The sequence below is a fragment of the Modestobacter caceresii genome, assembly GCF_000761485.1.
GTDB classification, from domain to species: domain Bacteria; phylum Actinomycetota; class Actinomycetes; order Mycobacteriales; family Geodermatophilaceae; genus Modestobacter; species Modestobacter caceresii.
In genome coordinates this window covers 1-18,911 of sequence record NZ_JPMX01000036.1, presented here as the reverse complement: position 1 = coordinate 18,911, position 18,911 = coordinate 1, and the positions used below count along the sequence as shown (strand labels likewise).

Genomic DNA, 18,911 nt, shown 5'->3' with positions numbered 1-18,911 from the left:
GCTGGTCGCCTGCGTGCTCTTCGCCCGCCGGGTGGCCCACCTCGTCGAGGTCACCAGCACCACCAGCCCGGACGGGACGACGCGCTTCTACGCCGTCCACGGCGCGCTGTTCTTCGCCTCCAGCAACGACCTCTACCAGCAGTTCGACTACGCCGACGACCCCGCCGACGTCGTCATCGACCTGTCCGGCGCCCAGGTCTGGGATGCCTCCACCGTCGCCACCCTGGACGCGATCACCCACAAGTACGAGACGCGCGGCAAGACCGTGCAGATCGTGGGCCTGAGCGAGCACTCGGCCGACCGCTACGAGCGGCACACCGGCCAGCTCGCCGGGGGGCACTGAGGTGGCCGGGCACGGCGAGCTCATGCAGATCGGCCAAGTGGCCGAGCGGATCGGGCTGAGCCTGCGGACCATCCGCTTCTACGAGGAGAACGGGCTCGTCGTCCCCACCAGCCGCACCGAGGGGGGCTTCCGGCTCTACAGCGAGGCCGACGTCGCCCGCTTCGAGGTGATCAAGCGGATGAAGCCGCTGGGCTTCTCGCTGGAGGAGATGCAGGAGCTGCTCACCCTGCTGCACGACCTCGAGCACGGCACGGGCGACCGCGAGCAGCTGCTGACCCGGCTGCGCGAGTTCCATGAGGCCGCCACGGCCCGGGTCGCCACGCTGCGCGACCAGCTGGCCGTCGCGGAGGGGTTCGCCGGCACGCTGGCCGTCCACCTGGAGACCCACCGCTAGCGCGGCGGCCCGACCGTCCCGTTCAGCGCGGGGAGAGGTCGGCGAGCGCGGTCAGCACCCGGTGCGGGTGCTCGGCCATCCGGTTCAGCACGTAGAGCCACCACTCGCCCCCGAAGACGACGTACTCCCGCGTCCGGAAGCCCTCCTGCCGCAGCGCGTCCAGCAGCTCGGGCCCCAGGCCCAGTAGCATCTCGAACTCGACCGGCCCGCTGGTCAGCGCCGTCCCGTGCTCGGCGATCAGCGCCCGGACGAGCGCCTCGTCGTGGGTGGCGATGCTGGCGGAGTGCCCGGCTGCCACCAGGCGTCGGGCGAGGGTGAGGTAGGCGGCGGTCAGCTCGGCGCTGCCACGGCGGTGCGCCACGCCGTCCGGCTCGAGGAACGCCCCCTTGACGAGGCGGACGGTGCCGGGGTGCCGCAGCACCCGGTCCAGGTCGGCCGGGGTGCGATGCAGCCGCGCCTGCAGGGTGACCCCCACCCGGACACCGTCGCCGGCCAGCTCGTCGTAGAGGTCGAGCACGAGGTCGGTGCGGTCGGAGCCCTCGGCCGAGATCATCAGCTCGGTGCCCACCGGCTCCAGCGCCGCAGCCATCTCCCGCACGTGCGCTGCGGCCAGCCCCGGGTCGACGACCGAGCCGACGTGGGAGAGGTCGAAGGAGACCGTGCTGGCCAGCCCGGCCGCGCGCACCGCGGCGATGAGCTCGAGGAACACCCGGGTCTCGGTGCGGGCGAGGTCGGCGTCCCGGACGCTCTCCCCGGCGTACTCGATGCTCACCCGGTGCCCGCGCCCGACCACCGCCCGAGCGGCGGCGATCGCGTCGGCCACCGTCTCCCCCGCCGTGTAACGCCGCGCGACCGTCGCCGCCAGTGCGCAGAGCGTCGGACTGGCCATCACCCGCTGCTTCAGGTCTTCGTCCAGCGCCCAGGCGCGGAGGGTGTCGGCAGCGCTCTCCAGGTCGACGTCGGGTGCGATCACGCGGACAACCTAGCCAGCCCACAGGGCCGGCCGGGCTCACCGGGTCAGCAGGTCGCGCACCGCCCCGACCACCTCCGCCGGGGCCTCCTCGGCCATGAAGTGGCCGCTGGTCACCGTCCGGTGGTCCAGGTCGGGCGCCCAGCGGGCCCAGGTCGCGGCCGCGCCCGCGCTGAGCTCGGCGCCCCAGTCCTGCTGCAGCACGGTGACCGGCATCCTCAGCCGGTTGCCGGCGGCCCGGTCGGCCCGGTCGTGCTCCACGTCCACGGTCGCCGAGGCCCGGTAGTCGGCGACGATCGAGGGCACCGCCTCCCGGGAGGCCCGCAGGTACTCGGCCCGGACGTCGGCCGGGACGGCCTGCGGGTCGTGCGCCCAGGCGTCCAGGAACGAGCCGAAGAACGCGTCGGCGGCCCCGCTGATCATCGCCTCCGGCAGGCCGGCCGGCTGCGCCATCAGGTAGAGGTGCCAGGCGAGCGCGGCCGACAGCCCGCTGAGCACCTCCCAGGTGTCCAGGTTGGGCAGCACGTCCAGCGAGGCCAGGTGCGTGACGACGTCCGGGTGGTCCAGCCCGGCCCGGATCGCGACCAGGGCGCCCCGGTCGTGGCCGACGAGGGCGAACCGGTCGTGGCCGAGCGCCCGGGCGGCCGCGACGACGTCGGCGGCCATGGTGCGCTTGGCGTAGGCCTGCCCGTCGTCGGCCGGCTTGTCGCTGGCGCCGTAGCCGCGCAGGTCCGGGCAGATGACCGTGTGGTCGGCGGCCAGGTCGGCGGCGACGTGCCGCCACATCAGGTGGGTCTGCGGGAAGCCGTGCAGCAGCACGACGGGTGAGCCGGAGCCGCCGACGGCGACGTGCAGCGCCACCCCGTCGGCGACGGGGACCTGGTGGGAGCGGAAGCCGGGGATCGTCGGTGCCATGGGGATCTCCTCTGGTGGTGGTCGGGTGTGCGACCACCGTGCAGGCGCCCGATCAGCACCGGATCAGCACGCACTCAGCGGCGGATAGCGTGGCGCCGTGCCTGGGCGGTCCGTGCGGTTGCGCGTGCTGGGCCCGGTCACCGCCGAGGACGACGCCGGCCCGCTCGACCTCAAGGGCCCACGGCACCGCGCCGTCCTGGCCCGGCTGCTGGTGGCCCGCGGCCGCGCGGTGCCGCTGCACCGGCTGGTCGACGACCTGTGGGACGACGCCCCGGACGGTGCGGCCGGGGCGGTGCAGACCTTCGTCGGCGCTCTCCGCAAGGCGCTGGAACCCGACCGCCTCCCCCGCACCCCGCCCCGGCTGCTGGTGACCGTGGCCGGGGGCTACGCGCTGCGGACCGACCCCGGCGCGGTGGACGCCGATCGGTTCGAGGCCGCCGTCGCACGGGCGACGGACCTGCTGGACGACGGCCGGCCGGACGACGCCCGGGCCGAGCTGGACGAGGCACTGGCGCTGTGGCGCGGCCCCGCGTACGCCGACGTCGCCGACCAGCCCTGGGCCCGGGCGGAGGCCGGCCGGCTGGAGGAGACGCGACTGCTCGTCCTGCACCGCCGCGCCGAGGCCGGGCTCGCCGGCGGGGACCCGGCCGCCGTGGTGCCCGAGCTGGAGGCGCTGCTCGCCGAGCACCCGCTGCGTGAGGACACCTGGGCACTGCTGGCGCTGGCCCGCTACCGGGCGGGGCGGCAGGGCGACGCGCTGGCGACGCTGCGCCACGCCCGCACCGTCCTGCTCCGCGAGCTCGGCGTCGACCCCGGCCCGGGGCTGCGACAGCTGGAGGCCGACGTCCTGGCCCAGGCGGCGCACCTCTCCCGGTCCTCACCCCGTCCGCCGTCCCCGGTGGAGCCGGCGCCGCGCTGGGCGCCCGGATTGGTCGGCCGGGACGACGAGCTGACCGCGCTGACCGCCGCAGCAGCCACCGCCGCGGGTGGCCGGCCGCAGCTGGCGCTGGTGTCCGGCGCCGCCGGAGCCGGCAAGACCGCGCTGGTCACCGCGCTGGCCGACCGGCTCCGCACCGGAGCCTGGACGGTCGCCTGGGGTGCCGGCCCGGAGGTGCCCGGCGCGCCGCCGGCCTGGCCGTGGACGCAGCTCGGCGCCCAGCTGGGCGTCGCGAACGACCCCGCGGCGCCGGCCGACCCGGCCACCGCCCGGTTCCGGCGGCACCGTGCCCTGGCCGACGCCCTGGTCGCCGCGTCGCAGCGGGCGCCGGTGCTGGTGGTGCTCGACGACCTGCACTGGGCCGACGAGGACACCCTGGCGCTGCTGGGCACGCTCCTGCCCGACCTGACCGGCGGGCGGGTGCTGGTCGTGGGCACGTACCGCGCGACCGACGTCTCCCCCGGTCTCACCGAGACGCTGGGCCGGCTGGCCCGCGCCGAGCCTCTCCGGCTGTACCTGGGCGGACTGACCGAGCGGCAGACCGCGGAGCTGGTGGCCGGCCTGACCGACCGGGGCCTGTCCGACGCCGACGTCCGACTGGTGCACGCCCGCAGCGCGGGCAACCCGTTCCTGGCCCGAGAGCTGGTGCGGCTGTACGACTCCGGCGGGCCCGCCGCGCTGCGCACCGTCCCGGCCGGCGTCCGGGACGTCGTCCGGCAGCGGGTCGGCCAGCTGCCCGAGGTGGCCCGCACCCAGCTGCGCCAGGCCGCCGTACAGGGGCAGGACGTCGACCTGGAGGTGCTGGCCGGCCAGGTCGGGGACGAGGAGGCCGTGCTGGCCACCGTGGAGTCGGCCCTGCTCGCCGGGCTGCTGGTGGAGGACGGCCGGCACGGGCTGCGGTTCGAGCACGCGCTGGTGCAGGAGGCGCTCTACGCCGACGTCCCGCGGGTCCGGCGCACCCGCTGGCACGCCACGGTCGCCACGCTCGTCGAGCAACTCCGGCCGGACGACGCACCGACGATCGCCCACCACCTGCTGCGCGCCGAGGACCAGGCCCCGCCGGGACGCACGGCGCACCACGCGCGGGAAGCCGCCCGCCGGGCGGAGCGGCGGGCGGCGCTGCACGAGGCCGCCACGCTGTGGCGGGGCGTGCTCGGTGCGCTGGACCGCCTGCCGGACACCGACCCGCGGGAACGGCTGGAGGCGCGTACCGGGCTGGTGCGGGCGCTCGCGGTCACCGGCGACCTGCGCCGGGCCCGGCAGGAGCGAGCGGTCGCCGTCCAGGCGGCCGATCAGCTGGGCGACCCGGCGCTGACCGCCGCGGTGGTCGGTTCCTCCGACGTCCCGGCGATCTGGACCACCAACGACGACGAGGCGCTGTCGGCCCAGCTGGTCGAGGTGGCCGAACGGACCCTGACCGCGCTGCCGGCCGACCGGCGGGCCGAACGGGCCCGGCTGCTGGTCACGATCGCGCTGGAACGGCGGGCCGACGCCGGCCCCCGCGGGGACCAGGCCGCGCGCGAGGCAGAGCGGATCGCCCGCGGCCTGGGGGACCCGGGCCTGCTGGCCCTCGCCCTGGACGCCCGGTTCCTGCAGAGCACCCAGCGGGCCGGACTCGCCCCCGAGCGCGCCCGGATCGGCGAGGAGCTGGTGGCGCTCACCCGCGGCGACGACTCCCTGACCACGTTCGCGGTGCTGGGCCACCTGGTCCTGCTGCAGTCCCGGTGCGCGCTCGGTGACCTGACCGCGGCCGATCGGCACGCCGGAGCAGCCGACGCGCTGGCCGATCGGCACGGCCTGCCCGTCGTCGGGGTCTTCACCGACTGGTACGCCGCCCTGCGGCTGGCGGTGTCCGGGCGAACAGACGAGGCCCGGGCGGCCTACCGGACGGCGGCCGTCGGGCTGGCCGGCACCGGCATGACCGGCCTGGAGCACGGGCTGCTCCCGCTGGCCCTGCTCAGCCTGGACCCGGGGCTCGACCCGACCGCCGTGGGCGGGCTCGACTGGGGGCCGCACGAGCCGTGGGCACGGCCGTTGGCCCTGCTCCGCCGGGGCGACCGGGCCGGTGCAGCGGCCGCGCTGGACGGCGTCCCGGAGTCGCCGCGGGACCTGCTGCTGGAGGTGCGCTGCTGCCTGGCCGCCCGGGCGGCGGTCGAGCTGGGCGACCGGGCGCGGATGGCACAGCTGTACGACCAGCTGCTCCCGGCCGCCGACGAGCTGGCCGGCGCCGGCAGCGGCCCCCTGACGGTCGGGCCCGCGGCGCTGCACCTGGCGGGGCTGGCCGCCGGACTCGGTCGCGCAGCGGACGCCGCGGCACACCACCGGCAGGCACTGGCCGTCGCCGAGCGGGCCGGCGCGGCACACTGGGCGAGCGCGGCCCGGGCGGCACGCGCCGCCGGATGATCCACGTGGGACCAGCCGCACGACCCCGGCTTTGCATGGTCATACAGAGCAATGCATACTTGTGTCCATGTCCAAGGTGCTCACGTCCCTGCCCGTCGGCGAACGCGTCGGCATCGCCTTCTCCGGCGGTCTCGACACGTCGGTCGCGGTGGCCTGGATGCGCGAGAAGGGCGCCGTGCCCTGCACCTACACCGCGGACATCGGCCAGGCCGACGAGCCCGACATCGGCTCGGTGCCCGGCCGCGCCAGCGCCTACGGCGCCGAGCTCGCCCGGCTGGTCGACTGCCGGGCCGCCCTGGTCGAGGAAGGGCTCGCGGCGCTGACCTGCGGCGCGTTCCACATCCGCTCCGGCGGCCGCAGCTACTTCAACACCACCCCGCTCGGCCGCGCCGTCACCGGCACCCTGCTGGTGCGGGCGATGCTGGCCGACGGCGTCCAGATCTGGGGCGACGGGTCGACCTACAAGGGCAACGACATCGAGCGGTTCTACCGCTACGGCCTCCTGGCCAACCCCGCGCTGCGGATCTACAAGCCGTGGCTGGACGCCGACTTCGTCACCGAGCTCGGCGGCCGCAAGGAGATGTCGGAGTGGCTGGTCGCCCACGGCCTGCCCTACCGGGACAGTGCGGAGAAGGCCTACTCCACCGACGCCAACATCTGGGGCGCGACGCACGAGGCCAAGACCCTCGAGCACCTCGACACCGGCATCGAGACGGTCGAGCCGATCATGGGCGTGAAGTTCTGGGACCCGACGGTGGAGATCGCCGCCGAGGACGTCACGGTCGGCTTCGAGTACGGCCGGCCGGTGACGCTCAACGGCAAGGAGTTCGCCACCCCGGTCGACCTGGTGCTGGAGGCCAACGCGATCGGCGGGCGGCACGGCCTGGGCATGTCCGACCAGATCGAGAACCGGATCATCGAGGCGAAGAGCCGGGGCATCTACGAGGCACCGGGGATGGCCCTGCTGCACGCGGCCTACGAGCGGCTGGTCAACGCCATCCACAACGAGGACACCCTGGCCACGTACCACAGCGAGGGCCGTCGGCTGGGCCGGCTGATGTACGAGGGCCGCTGGCTGGACCCGCAGGCGATGATGCTGCGCGAGTCGCTGCAGCGCTGGGTCGGCATGGCGGTCAGCGGTGAGGTCACCCTGCGGCTGCGGCGCGGCGAGGACTACTCGGTGCTGGACACCTCGGGCCCGGCCTTCAGCTACCACCCGGACAAGCTGTCCATGGAGCGCACCCAGGACTCCGCCTTCGGGCCGGTCGACCGGATCGGCCAGCTGACCATGCGCAACCTGGACATCGCCGACTCGCGGGCCAAGCTGGAGCAGTACGCCCGGATGGGCATGGTCGGTGGCGCCACCCCGACGTCCATCGGTGCAGCCCAGGCCGCCTCGACCGGCCTGATCGACGCCACCCAGCAGGGCGGCGCCGAGGCGATCGCCTCGCGCGGCCAGGTCTCCGAGCACGACGAGCTGCTGGACCGCGCGGCGATGGAGGCCGGCACCGACTGACCCGGCCCTGGGAGACTCGGGAGGTGCCCTCCCCCCGCTGCCCGTGCGGCACCGGCCTGCCCTACGCCGAGTGCTGCGGCCGGCTGCACGCGGGGACGGCGACCGCGGGGACGGCCGAGCAGCTGATGCGCTCGCGGTACAGCGCCTTCGCGGTCGGGGACGCCGGGTACCTGCTGAGCACCTGGCACTCCAGCACCCGGCCCCGCACCCTCGACCTCGACCCGGCGGTCCGCTGGACGGGGCTGGAGGTGCTGGCCACCACCGGGGGGACCCTGCTGGCACCGGGGGGCACGGTGGAGTTCCGGGCCCACCACCGCGCCGGCGGGGTGCGCGGAGCCCAGCACGAGCAGAGCCGGTTCGCCCGCGAGGACGGCCAGTGGCGCTACGTGGACGGGGTCTCGCTGGACTGAGCGCCGGATGCTCCACGTGGAACATCCGCCCCGACCGACGTCCCGGGGCCCGGCACTGCTTGGGTGGGTCCCGGCGACCCCGCCCACCCCCAGCCCCGGGAGCCCCCGATGCCGCACCTGCTGCACCTCGACTCGTCTGCCGATCCGCGCACCTCCGCCTCCCGCGAGGTCACCGCCGCCTTCGTCCGGGGTTGGCGGGACCGTGGCGCGGAGTTCACCGTGGCCTCCCGGGACCTGCAGGCCGACCCGCCGCCGCACCTGCCCGACGCCGCCCTGCACTGGACCCCCCGCCTGCGCACGCCCGACGAGGTCGTCGACCCGGCCGCCGATGCGCAGCAGCACGTCTACCTCGACGAGCTGCTGGCCGCCGACGTCCTGCTGGTCGGCGCCCCGATGTACAACTGGTCGCTGCCCTCCACGCTGAAGGCCTGGCTCGACCACGTGCACGTGCTGGGCGCGACGGTGCCCTTCGGCGACTACGAGGCCCGGCCGCTGGCCGGGCGGCACGCCGTCATCGTCTCCAGTCGGGGGGCGAGCTACGACGCCGGCGGCGAGCAGGCCAGCTGGGACCACACCGTGCCGCCGCTGGAGCTGGTGCTCGGGCGCTCCTTCGGCATGACGGTCTCGGTCATCACGCTGCAGCTGACGCTGGCCGACCGGGTCCCGGCGATGGCCGACCTGCGCGAGCGCGCCGCCGCCGAGGCCGACGCCGCCCGCAACTTCGCCGAGGAGCTCGCCGAGCGCATCGTCCCCTGACCGGTCACCCGATCGGCGGACACCCGGGGCGGGATTCGCCCGTCCGCCGGGGGCACGCCAGTCCGCGGCCACCCGCCGGACACCTCGGCCGCTGACGCTGACGGCGTCCGGGCCTCGTCCAGGGGCCTCCCGACACCCGAGGTGTCGTCGTGACCGCAGCTGTGACCACAGCCCTGCCGGCCCCCCGCCGCAGCTACACCACCGCCCTGGCCACCCACGCCGACGACGTCGCCGCCGCCCAGCGGCTCCGCTGGACCGTGTTCGCCCAGGAGGGCGGCGCCCTGCTGGACCCCGCGGCCGCCGCCCTCGAACGGGACGTCGACGAGTGGGACGAGCTCTGCGACCACCTGCTGGTGCGCGAGGAGGCGACCGGCGAGGTCGTCGGCACCTACCGGCTGCTCCCGCCCGAGCGGGCCGCGGCCGTCGGCCGCAGTTACGGCGACGGTGAGTTCGACCTCTCCCGCCACGCCGCCCTGCGCCCCGGGCTGGTCGAGGCGGGCCGCAGCTGCGTGCACCCCGACCACCGCACCGGCACCGTGGTCACCGCGCTCTGGGCCGGCGTCCTCCGCTACGTGCTCGAGCGCGACGCCACCCACCTGGCCGGCTGCGCCTCCGTCCCACTGACCGACGGCGGGGCCACCGTCGCCGGGGTCTGGGAGACGGTGCGCACCGTACACCTCGCCCCCGCAGCCCTCCGGGTGGTGCCGCACCTGCCCTTCGACGTCATGGCGCGACCGCAGCCGGAGCGCCTGGTGGTGCCCCCACTGATCCGGGCGTACCTGAAGCTGGGCGCCCGGGTGTGCGGCCGGCCCGCCTACGACCCGGCGTTCGGCACCGCCGACCTGTACGTGCTCCTGACCGTCGCCGACATCCCCGACCGGGTGCTCGCCCGGCTGCTCGGCGGCGACCGATGAGCTGGCTGCCGGTCTCCGCCTGCACCACCGCCTGCACGGCCGACCCCGTCCCGACCGTGGACGCCGCGACGCGACGGCGCCGCTGGCTCCGCCTGGGTGTCGCGCTCGCCGGCACCGGCGTGGCTGCGCTGCGGGCGCCGTGGACCGGCGCACGGGGCCGCCGGCGGCTGGTCGTGTGCGCCGCGGCCAGGGTGCTCACCGCCGCCGGGGTGCGGGTCGAGGTCACCGCGCCGTCCGCGGCCTGGCCGCGGGCAGGTGCCGGGCGCGGCCCGGGCCACCTGGTGGTCAGCAACCACGTCTCCTGGGTCGACGACCTCGCGATGCTCACCGTGGTGCCGGGGGTGCCCGTCGCCAAGCGCGAGGTGGGCGACTGGCCGGTCCTCGGTGGCCTGGCCCGCCGTACCGGCGTCGTCCTCCTCGACCGGGCACGCATCCGGACCCTCCCGGCCGCGGTCGCCCAGGCCGCGGGCCTGCTGCGGTCCGGCACGGCGGTGACCGTCCACCCGGAGGGGACGACGGCGTGCGGGGTGGAACTCGGCCGCTTCCGCCCGGCGTTCTTCCAGGCCGCCGTGGACGCCGCGGCACCGGTCTGCCCGGTCGTCGTCCGGTACCGGGTCGACGGCGGCGCCCCCACCGCGGTCGCCGGCTACCTGGCCGACGAGCCGCTGTGGCGCAGCATCGCCCGGGTGGTCGCCGTCCGCGGCCTGGTGGTGGAGGTGCACCTGCTGCCGGCGCTCGACCCGGCCGGCGCCGACCGCCGGGAGCTGGCCGCGCTCGCCGAGTACGCAGTCGCGGCGGTCACCGAGGCCCGGCGGCCCGTCGTCGCGGCCCACCCGCGCCGGCCCCGGGTGCCCGCCCGCCGGATGCCGGTCCGCCGGCCCACCGTCATCCCGACCGACCCCGGAACAGCGCGTGTTGCGTGAGGACACCGCCCTGCTGGGTGCGGGCGTCACCGTGTCGGCGCCGGTCGTGGCCCCGACGCCGTCCGGCGGCGTGGGCATGCGGGTCGCGGTCGTCTCCGAGACCTTCCTCCCCGCCGTCAACGGGGTGGTCAACTCGGTGCTGCGGCTGGTCGACCACCTCGCCGTCCGCGGCCACGACCCGGTGGTGGTGGCCCCGTCCGGCGCCAGCTACGAGTCCCGCTGCGGCGCCTGGGTGGTCGTCGCCACCGTGCCGTCGATGCGCCTGCCCGGCTACCGGCAGCTCTCCGTGGCGCGCCCGGTCGGCGACCTGACCGAGGTGCTCGGCCGGCTGGCACCCGACGTCGTCCACCTGGCCTCCCCCGTCGTCCTCGGCCTGGCGGCGGCCCGGGCGGCACGCACGCTCGGGGTGCCGTCGGTCGCGGTGTTCCAGACGGACCTGGCCGCCTACGCCGAGCGCTATCGCCTGCCCGGCGGCCCGGCGGCGGCCTGGCGGTACCTGCGCTCCGTGCACGAGACCGCCGACCTGACCTTGGCTCCCTCCACGGCGAGCCTGGCGATGCTGGCCCGGCACGGGATCGGCCCGGTCACGCTGTGGCGGCGGGGCGTCGACCTCGACCAGTTCGCCCCGTGGCACAGCGACCCCGGCCTCCACCGCGAGCTGGCGCCGGCCGGGGAGCTGCTGGTGGGCGTGGTCGCCCGGCTGGCGGTGGAGAAGCGGCTGGAGCTGCTGGCCCCGCTCAGCGAGCTGCCCGGGGTCCGGCTGGTCGTCGTCGGCGACGGGCCCCAGCGCCGACAGCTGGCCCGCCGGATGCCGCGCGCCCACTTCCTCGGCCAGCTCGGCGGGGCAGAACTCGGCGCCGTCGTCGCCTCGCTGGACCTCTTCGTCCACCCCGGGGCCGACGAGACCTTCTGCCAGGCGGTGCAGGAGGCACTGGCCGCGGGTGTCCCGGCGGTCGTGGCCGCCTCGGGCGGCCCACTGGACCTGGTCCGGCACAGGCAGAACGGCTGGCTCTGGGCCGGGGACGACCCCCATCTGCTGGCCGCCATGGTCGCCGGACTGCGCGACGACCCGGCCGCACTCCGCGCCGCCGCCGACCGGGCCCGGCCCTCGGTGGAGGAGCGCACCTGGGGCCGGATCGGGGACGAGCTGATCGGCCACCTCCAGCACGTGCGCGCACGAGTCAGCGCCCCCTGACCACCGGGTTGGGCAGGACGAGCCGCGTCCGGGCAGGATCGGGGCGAGCACCTGGCACCCGGAGACCGGAGACGACGACGTGACCCAGCAGATGCGCGACCGCGCCCCGGAGGGCACGCCGTCGCCCGTCCTCGACCTGTCCCGGTGGCGGCTCAACGCCCTGCCGGACACGCACTCCGACGAGGACTGGGACGACGACCGAGAGCTCTTCGACCCCGACGGCAACCGGGTCGACACCTGGCGCGAGGGCTACCCGTACAGCGAGCGGATGGAGCGGCGCGAGTACGAGATCGAGAAGCGCCGGCTGCAGATCGAGCTGCTGAAGCTGCAGGGCTGGGTGAAGGGCACCGGCCAGAAGCTGGTGCTGGTGTTCGAGGGCCGCGACGCCGCCGGCAAGGGCGGCACGATCAAGCGGTTCACCGAGCACCTCAACCCGCGCGGGTCGACGGTGATCGCGCTGGACAAGCCGTCGGAGCGGGAGAAGACCCAGTGGTACTTCCAGCGCTACGTGCAGCACCTGCCGGCCGCCGGCGAGATGGTCATGTTCGACCGATCCTGGTACAACCGCGCCGGCGTCGAGCGGGTGATGGGCTACACGACGGCCGAGGACTACCTGCTCTTCATGCGCCAGGCGCCGGAGTTCGAGCGGATGCTCGTCGAGAGCGGCATCCACCTGGTCAAGTTCTGGTTCTCGGTCACCCGCGGGGAGCAGCGCAGCCGGTTCATCGTGCGCCAGATCGACCCGGTCCGGCAGTGGAAGCTCTCCCCCACCGACCTCGCCTCGCTGGACAAGTGGGAGGCCTACACCGAGGCCAAGGAGGCGATGTTCCTGCACACCGACACCGGCCACGCCCCGTGGACGGTGATCAAGAGCAACGACAAGAAGCGCGCCCGGCTGGAGGCGATGCGGCACGTGCTGGCCCGCTTCGACTACACCGGCAAGGACCCGGCCGCCGTCGGCACGCCCGACCCGCTGATCGTGGGCTCGGCGGCCGAGGTGCTCGAGGAGGAGGTCGGCGCGCCGGTCATGCCCCGCCCCGGCGACCCCCTGCCGCCGACGGCCGACTGACGGAGGACCCCGGCCGCCCCGGGGTCATCCGTGGCCGGACAGCACAGCGCCCGCCCCGGGTGGACCGGGACGGGCGCTCGGTGTGCTGGGGAGATCAGCGACGGTTGGTGTCGGTGACCTCGTCGGTGTCGACCTGCTCCTTGCGGACGGTCTCGCTCACCTGCTGCTGCTCGGTGACCGTCTCGGTGTCCAGGCGCACGCGCTCGACCGGGACGGCCTCCTTCTCCACGACGGGACGCTCGGCGTGCAGCGTCACCTCGTGCTCCTCCTCGGAGATCGCCGGGCCGTCCAGGGCGTTGCCGCGGTTGGCGTCGGTGATGGGCTCACGCTCGACCCGGACCTCCTCGTGCGACACGGGGACGGTCTCGGTGACGTTCTCGGTCACGACGTACTTGCGCAGCCGTGCGCGGCCGGTCTCGACGTGCTGGGTGCCGACGTTGACGCGCTCCTCGGAGAGGGTCATGGCGTCGTCGGTCGTGGGACCGGAGGTGTCGTGGCCCACGGTGCCGTGCTGGTTGGTGTCGGCCGTGGTCGTCGTCGTGTCGGTGGTCGTCGTCGTGTCGACGGCGGGGGCACCGGCGGCCGGCGCGGAGGCAGCCGTCTCCGTCATGTTGTAGTGGCGGTACAGCTCGGTCTCCTCGGCCGGGGAGAGATGGCCGTCGGAGTCGATGCGCGGGGCGTCCTTCACCGCGCTCTTGCTCACGGGGACACGCAGGCCGTCGCCGGTCAGGTCAGCGTCCCGGATCGGGACGAACGACTCCTTGGTGCCGAACATGCCGGTCTTCACGGTGACCCACTCGGGGGCGCCCGACTGGTCGTCGAGGAACACCTCGGAGGCCGTACCGATCTTGTTGCCGTCGGCGTCGATGACGTCTGCGCCGATCACGCGGTCGAGGGTCTCGGTGCCGATCATGTGTTCCGCTCCTCTGTTCGTGTGATGCTGTCTCGCTCCCTGCACTGCCCGCCACGGTCCGGTGCAAAACGGCGATCGCGAGATCGATCCAGCGCCGTGGTAGTGCGTGTCGCCGGGCCGACACCGACCACGAGCCCCGTCCGCGCAGGTCGACGCGGGGCCCGGCAGGCGACGCACCACCCGTGCTGACACACCGTCGAGCTGGGGGAACCTGTCGCATCGGGCGTGTCGCGACCGGATCGGGCGGGGAGCGCGCCGAGCATGGACGGGTGCCTCCGCGTTCGCCCTACGACAACCTGGTCCACCCGCGCACCCAGAAGAAGCCCTCACCCCAGGTGGAGGCGCTCAAGGACGTCGTCGTCGAGGACCCCAGCAGCGGGTTCGTCGGCGCCGTCGTGCGGTGCGAGAAGGACGTCGTCCACCTCGAGGACCGCCACGGCCGCGTGCGGGCCTACCCCCTGGGCCCCGGCTTCTGGGTGGACGGGCGACCGGTCGTGCTGGTGCGGCCGAAGCAGAACGCGCCCTCGGGGCCGCAGCGCAGCGCCTCCGGCTCGACCTACGTGGTCGGCGCGCGTGCACGGGTCGCCCGCGAGGGACGGATCTACGTGGAGGGCAAGCACGACGCCGAGCTGGTGGAGAAGGTCTGGGGCCACGACCTGCGGATCGAGGGGGTCGTCGTCGAGCCGCTGCACGGCGTCGACGACCTGCCGGGGATCGTCAAGGAGTTCCGCCCGTCGTCGGGACGGCGCCTGGGCGTGCTCGTCGACCACCTGGTGACCGGCTCCAAGGAGTCGCGGATCGCCGCCCAGATCACCGGCGCCCACGCCCTGGTCGTCGGGCACCCCTTCATCGACATCTGGCAGGCCGTCAAGCCCTCGGTGGTCGGCATCAAGGCCTGGCCGACGGTCCCCAAGGGCGAGGACTGGAAGACCGGCGTCTGCAAGCGGCTGGGCTGGGAGGACGACACAGGCTACGTCTGGGCGCAGCGCATCCTGGCCCGGGTGAGCGTCTGGACCGACCTGGAGCCCACGCTGATCGGCCGGGTCGAGGAGCTCATCGACTTCGTCACCACCGAGTAGCCGGAACGCCTCCGGCGGCAGGCTTGTGCACGGCGCCACCGTGCGTCATTGTGTCAATCACTTGATTCAATGACTCATGGAGGCCGTCGTGGCGCTGGTACCGCTGCTCACCGTGCTGGTGCTGGCCGGCGCCGTCGCGCTCGGCGTGGGCATCGTCCGCCGGTCACCGCCCAGCCGGGAGGCCTCGGTCGCGGCCGCCCGCCGGCACGCCCGCTCGGCCTCCGTCGCGGCCGTGGCACTGGGGGCCGTCGCCGCCCTGGCCACCGCGGCTCGCGAGGTGGGGAACACCTCCCCCGGCGGCCTGGGGGTCACGGCCCTGCTGGTCCCGATCGTCTTCGGCATCGTGCACACCCTGGTCCTGGCCGCCGGGGAGCTGACCTGGCCCCGGCCGCAGGGCGAGGTACGGCGGGCGCGACTGGTGCGGCGAGGTGCGCTCGACGCGGCGCCCCGCTGGCTGGTGCGGACGGCCGCCATCGCAGCCGGGCTCGCCGCAGCGGTCCTCACCGGCGGCGCCCTCCTGGCCGACGAGACCGGACGGCGGGTGACCCACGGCTCCACGGCCTACGGCAACCCGGCCTGGTCGACGGCCAGCCCGTTCCCCGGTCTCTTCTACGGCCGGCTGGCGGCGATCGGCCTGCTCGTGCTCGCCGTGGTCACCGCCGGCGCGCTGTGGGTGGTCGCCAACCGGCCCGCCGTCGCCACCGAGGACGACCGGATCGAGGGCGCACTCCGCCGCGCCTCGGCGCACCGGGTGCTCCGGGCGGCCGTCGCCGCGACCCTGGTGGTGGCCGGTGGCCTCCTGCTCGTCGGCGGGATGGCGGCGTCCAACGTGGGCGCACTGCCCCTGCCCGGGTGGGCCGGCGCCCTGCCGGGCCTGCTGACCGCGCTCGCCGGCCTCGTCGTCGGCTTCGTCCGCGCGCCCGGGGTGCCGGCGGACCAGCCGGCGTCCGTCTGACGTCCATGGGGCTGGACATCACGGTGGACGTCGTCAGTCCGACGCCGCCCTACGAGCAGATCCGCAGCCAGATCGCGACGTACGTGCAGAGCGGGGTGCTCCCCGACGGCGCCCGGTTGCCCACCATGCGTGCTCTCGCCGCCGACCTGGGCGTGGCCACGGGCACGGTGGCCCGGGCGTACGCCGAGCTTGAGGCCGCCGGGCTGGTGGCCAGCCGCCGCCGCACCGGCACCGTGGTCACCGGCGGGGCCGCCGCGCCGGCGCCGGGGGAGCAGCGGGTGCGCGCACTGGCGGCCGAGCTGGCCCGGACCGCGCAGGAGGACGGCGTGGACCGGGACACCGTGCTCGCCGTCGTCCGGGCCGCACTGCTCACCGCTGCACCCCGCTGAGCGTCGTCGCGGCAATCTGCACGCGTTCTGCACGCATCGCACGGGCTGCGGCACGTGCACCGCGACCGAACGGCGTGCAGTGCCCCGGACAGGCCAGCGGCCGCCGTCCCCGAGAGGACGACGGCCGCTGACTACCCGCTGGAGCGCCTGGCCCCGTCCAGAGGCTCACCCCGAGCGTGGTGACGTGCCGGAGCGGCCCCGCTGCAGGGGCCCGCCGCGAGCCTGCGAGCGGTGGGGGGCAGCGGGGTCCTTCGATCAGCTGGGGATGTAGTTGAACTCGTCGGGGTTCGGGCCGTTGCGGCCGTCGGCGCGGTCGAGTCCGTCGATCTCGCGCATGTCGTCGTCGGTGAGCTCGAAGTCGAACAGGTCGAAGTTCTGCTCGACCCGGGCGCGGGTGACCGACTTCGGGAAGATGATGTCGCCGCGCTGGATCGCCCAGCGGAGCGCGGCCTGGGCCGGGCTCTTGCCGTGCCGCTCACCGACGCGGATGAGGGTCGCGTCGTCGAGGACCTTGCCCTGCGCGATCGGTGCCCAGGCCTCGGTGCGGATCTCGTGGTCGGCGTTGAACGCCCGCAGGTCGTTCTGCGCGAAGTACGGGTGCACCTCGATCTGGTTCACCACCGGGCGGATCTCGGTCTCACCGAACATCCGGCGCAGGTGGTGGGCGTTGAAGTTGGAGACGCCGATGGCCTTGACCCGGCCGGAGCGGTAGATCTCCTCCATGGCCTTCCAGGTCTCGACGTAGTCGACGTCGATGCCCGGCAGCGGCCAGTGGACGAGGAACAGGTCGAGGTAGTCGAACCCCAGCGCGTCCATGGTGCCGTCGAAGGCCTTCAGGGCGTCGTCGCGGGCGTGGAAGCCGTTGTTGAGCTTGGAGGTCACGAAGACCTCCTCGCGCGGCACGCCGGACTGACGCACGGCCTCGCCGACCTCGGCCTCGTTGCCGTACATCTCGGCGGTGTCGATGTGCCGGTAGCCGACCTCGAGGGCCGTGCGGGTGGCCTCGACGGTCTCCTCGGGCTTGATCTGGAAGACGCCGAAGCCCAGCTGCGGGATCTGCACGCCGTTGTTCAGGGTGATCGTGGGCACGGTGGCCATGGGGGGTCCTCCAAGCGTCGGACGGTATGGGTGGCGGCGCGCGACCTCATGGGGCACGACCGGCCTGTCACACCCCTACCCGGGCTCACGGTCGCTACCCGCGACTGATCTCACCGATGGACCGGGAATGCGGCTCAGACCACGGTGCGGGCGGCCCACAGGTCCGGGAACACCATCCGGGCGGCGCTGCGCTCCAGCCAGGCGAGGCCGGCCGAACCGCCGCTGCCGGGCTTGGCGCCCATCGCCCGGCGGACGGCGGTGACGTGCCGCTGCCGCCAGGTGGTGAACACCTCGGCGACGTCGGTGAGCGCCTCGCCGAGCGTGAACAGCTCGTTGCCCGGCCGCGGGTCGGTGTAGACCTCGGCCCACAGCGCCGTGACGGCGGGATCGGGCTCGTGCGTGACCGTGCGGTCGCGCTCGAGCACGGTGGCCGGCACCGGCAGGCCGCGGCGGGCCAGGTACGCCAGGACGTCGTCCTCCAGGGACGGCGCGGCCAGCGCCCGCTGCAGGTCCGCGTGCACCACCGGCAGCCCGCGGTGCGGTCGGACGACGGACTCCGCCTTGAGCCCGAGCAGGAACTCCACGTGCCGGTACTCGTAGGACTGGAAGCCCGACGCCTCCCCCAGCTGGTCACGGAAGCCGTTGAACTCCGCCGGGGTGAGCCAGAGCAGCGAGCCCCAGCTGGCGTCCAGGGACCGGAGGTGGTGCACCGACCGGCGGATCGAGCCGATCGCGGCGTCCAGGTCGTCGGCCCGCAGCTGCCGCTGGGCGAGCTCCCACTCCCGGCGCAGCAGCGTGAACCACAGCTCCATCACCTGGGTGACCACCAGGAACGCCGGCTCGGCCGGGTGCTCGGTCACCGGCCGCACCAGCGCCTGCAGCTGGCGGACGCCCACGTACTGCTCGTACGGGGTCGCCTCGGCGAACTCGACGGTGGGCTCGCCGGCGTTGCCGGCGGCCCGGGCCGCCCGGGTGCCGGCGTCCAGCGGAGCCGGGTGGCTGGGGGACTGGCGCGTGGTCATCGCGACAGTGTGTCGCCTCGGCCCTGCCGTCGATCAACTCAGCTGTGCGGCCACCATCGGCTCCAGCGTCAGCTCCGGGCTGCGCTGCTGGAGCGAGCGCAGGTCCCACTTGTCCATGAACAGCGCCAGCAGCTCGCCGTCCTCGCGCTCGAAGACCTCGACCCCGCGCGCCGCGGCGACCGCGGGGGCGGAGGCGGCGTCGGTGCGCACCGCGACCTGGTAGGGCAGGTGGTCCAGCTCGACCGGTGCGCCGAACTCCTGCGCCATCCGGTGGGCGGCCACCTCGAACTGCATGGGGCCGACGACGGCGAGCACGGGTGCCTGGTCGCCCCGGCGGTCCGAGCGCAGCACCTGGGCCACGCCCTCGGAGCCCAGCTGGCCGACCCCGCGGCGGAACTGCTTGAACTTGGCGGTGTCCTTGCCGCGCATCACCGCGAAGTGCTCGGGCGCGAAGGTGGTCAGCGGCGGGAAGGTGACCTTCGTGCCGGCGTACAGGGTGTTGCCGACGTGCAGCGCGTTGGCGTTGACCAGGCCGACCACGTCGCCGGGGTAGGCGGTGTCGACGCTCTCCCGCTCCCGGCCGAAGACGTGCTGGGCGTACTTCGTGGCGAACGGCCGGCCGGTGGTCGCGTGGGTGACGACCATGCCGCGTTCGAAGACGCCGGAGCAGATCCGGATGTAGGCCAGCCGGTCGCGGTGGGCGGCGTCCA

Annotated in this window: 18 protein-coding genes and 1 pseudogene; 13 read left to right on the top strand and 6 right to left on the bottom strand. The window is 74.9% G+C overall.

Features of this window, described 5'->3' with window-relative positions:
- Together IN07_RS09400 and IN07_RS09395 are read left to right on the top strand one after the other, a co-directional pair.
- Positions 1-343: STAS domain-containing protein (locus tag IN07_RS09400; RefSeq protein ID WP_036335408.1), on the top strand; the 343-nt coding region annotated here is incomplete at its 5' end.
- 22 nt (positions 344-365) lie between these two features.
- A complete protein-coding gene (locus IN07_RS09395; protein ID WP_081975299.1) occupies positions 366-737 on the top strand; it encodes a MerR family transcriptional regulator in 372 nt (123 codons plus the stop codon).
- Positions 738-759: 22 nt separating this feature from the next.
- Here the strand turns inward: IN07_RS09395 and IN07_RS09390 are convergent, their stop codons facing one another.
- Complete coding sequence (locus IN07_RS09390; protein ID WP_197058416.1) at positions 760-1,710, bottom strand: proline dehydrogenase family protein; 951 nt, start codon at positions 1,708-1,710, stop codon at positions 760-762.
- A gap of 36 nt (positions 1,711-1,746) precedes the next feature.
- Complete coding sequence (locus IN07_RS09385; protein ID WP_036335407.1) at positions 1,747-2,622, bottom strand: alpha/beta fold hydrolase; 876 nt, start codon at positions 2,620-2,622, stop codon at positions 1,747-1,749.
- Between the two features lie 97 nt (positions 2,623-2,719).
- Here IN07_RS09385 and IN07_RS09380 point away from each other — a divergent pair, with 97 nt between their 5' ends.
- The 8 genes from IN07_RS09380 to ppk2 all read left to right on the top strand — a co-directional run bounded on the left by IN07_RS09380 (position 2,720) and on the right by ppk2 (position 12,745).
- Positions 2,720-5,962: a BTAD domain-containing putative transcriptional regulator gene (locus tag IN07_RS09380; protein ID WP_197058415.1), complete on the top strand. Its 3,243-nt coding sequence runs from the start codon at positions 2,720-2,722 to the stop codon at positions 5,960-5,962.
- Between the two features lie 67 nt (positions 5,963-6,029).
- Positions 6,030-7,478 carry an argininosuccinate synthase gene (argG, locus tag IN07_RS09375; protein ID WP_036335405.1) on the top strand — a complete coding sequence of 483 codons (1,449 nt, stop codon included), beginning with the start codon at positions 6,030-6,032 and terminating at the stop codon, positions 7,476-7,478.
- A gap of 23 nt (positions 7,479-7,501) precedes the next feature.
- Positions 7,502-7,888, top strand: a complete 387-nt coding sequence (locus IN07_RS09370; protein WP_036335404.1) for a YchJ family protein — start codon at positions 7,502-7,504, stop codon at positions 7,886-7,888.
- 108 nt (positions 7,889-7,996) lie between these two features.
- A complete protein-coding gene (locus IN07_RS09365; protein WP_036335410.1) occupies positions 7,997-8,644 on the top strand; it encodes an FMN-dependent NADH-azoreductase in 648 nt (215 codons plus the stop codon).
- 149 nt (positions 8,645-8,793) lie between these two features.
- Entirely contained in the window at positions 8,794-9,558 is a 765-nt protein-coding gene (locus IN07_RS09360; protein ID WP_036335403.1) for a GNAT family N-acetyltransferase, read from the top strand.
- Positions 9,555-10,481, top strand: coding sequence for a lysophospholipid acyltransferase family protein (locus IN07_RS09355; protein WP_036335402.1), 927 nt, complete (start codon positions 9,555-9,557; stop codon positions 10,479-10,481). The genes IN07_RS09360 and IN07_RS09355 overlap by 4 nt, the downstream gene beginning before the upstream one ends.
- Positions 10,471-11,676 carry a glycosyltransferase gene (locus tag IN07_RS09350; protein WP_197058414.1) on the top strand — a complete coding sequence of 402 codons (1,206 nt, stop codon included), beginning with the start codon at positions 10,471-10,473 and terminating at the stop codon, positions 11,674-11,676. Before IN07_RS09355 ends, IN07_RS09350 begins: the two co-directional genes overlap by 11 nt.
- A gap of 79 nt (positions 11,677-11,755) precedes the next feature.
- Positions 11,756-12,745, top strand: coding sequence for a polyphosphate kinase 2 (ppk2, locus tag IN07_RS09345; protein ID WP_036335401.1), 990 nt, complete (start codon positions 11,756-11,758; stop codon positions 12,743-12,745).
- Between the two features lie 94 nt (positions 12,746-12,839).
- On the opposite strand, the gene IN07_RS09340 is transcribed toward ppk2, so the two are convergent.
- A complete protein-coding gene (locus IN07_RS09340) occupies positions 12,840-13,658 on the bottom strand; it encodes a DUF2382 domain-containing protein (RefSeq protein ID WP_036335400.1) in 819 nt (272 codons plus the stop codon).
- Positions 13,659-13,927: 269 nt separating this feature from the next.
- Here IN07_RS09340 and IN07_RS09335 point away from each other — a divergent pair, with 269 nt between their 5' ends.
- The 3 genes from IN07_RS09335 to IN07_RS09320 all read left to right on the top strand — a co-directional run bounded on the left by IN07_RS09335 (position 13,928) and on the right by IN07_RS09320 (position 16,081).
- Positions 13,928-14,737, top strand: a complete 810-nt coding sequence (locus tag IN07_RS09335) for a DUF3097 domain-containing protein (RefSeq protein WP_036335399.1) — start codon at positions 13,928-13,930, stop codon at positions 14,735-14,737.
- A gap of 88 nt (positions 14,738-14,825) precedes the next feature.
- On the top strand, positions 14,826-15,692 hold the full coding sequence (locus IN07_RS09325; RefSeq protein WP_156119106.1) for a hypothetical protein: 867 nt from the start codon (positions 14,826-14,828) through the stop codon (positions 15,690-15,692).
- A 23-nt stretch (positions 15,693-15,715) separates the two neighbouring features.
- A complete protein-coding gene (locus tag IN07_RS09320) occupies positions 15,716-16,081 on the top strand; it encodes a GntR family transcriptional regulator (RefSeq protein WP_197058413.1) in 366 nt (121 codons plus the stop codon).
- 255 nt (positions 16,082-16,336) lie between these two features.
- On the opposite strand, the gene IN07_RS09315 is transcribed toward IN07_RS09320, so the two are convergent.
- From IN07_RS09315 to IN07_RS09305, 3 genes and pseudogenes are all read right to left on the bottom strand, one after another.
- Positions 16,337-17,179 carry an aldo/keto reductase gene (locus IN07_RS09315; RefSeq protein ID WP_036335395.1) on the bottom strand — a complete coding sequence of 281 codons (843 nt, stop codon included), beginning with the start codon at positions 17,177-17,179 and terminating at the stop codon, positions 16,337-16,339.
- A gap of 134 nt (positions 17,180-17,313) precedes the next feature.
- Positions 17,314-18,201: a tryptophan 2,3-dioxygenase gene (locus tag IN07_RS09310; protein ID WP_036335394.1), complete on the bottom strand. Its 888-nt coding sequence runs from the start codon at positions 18,199-18,201 to the stop codon at positions 17,314-17,316.
- Positions 18,202-18,234: 33 nt separating this feature from the next.
- Positions 18,235-18,911: pseudogene (locus tag IN07_RS09305) on the bottom strand (peptide chain release factor 3); the annotation flags it as partial.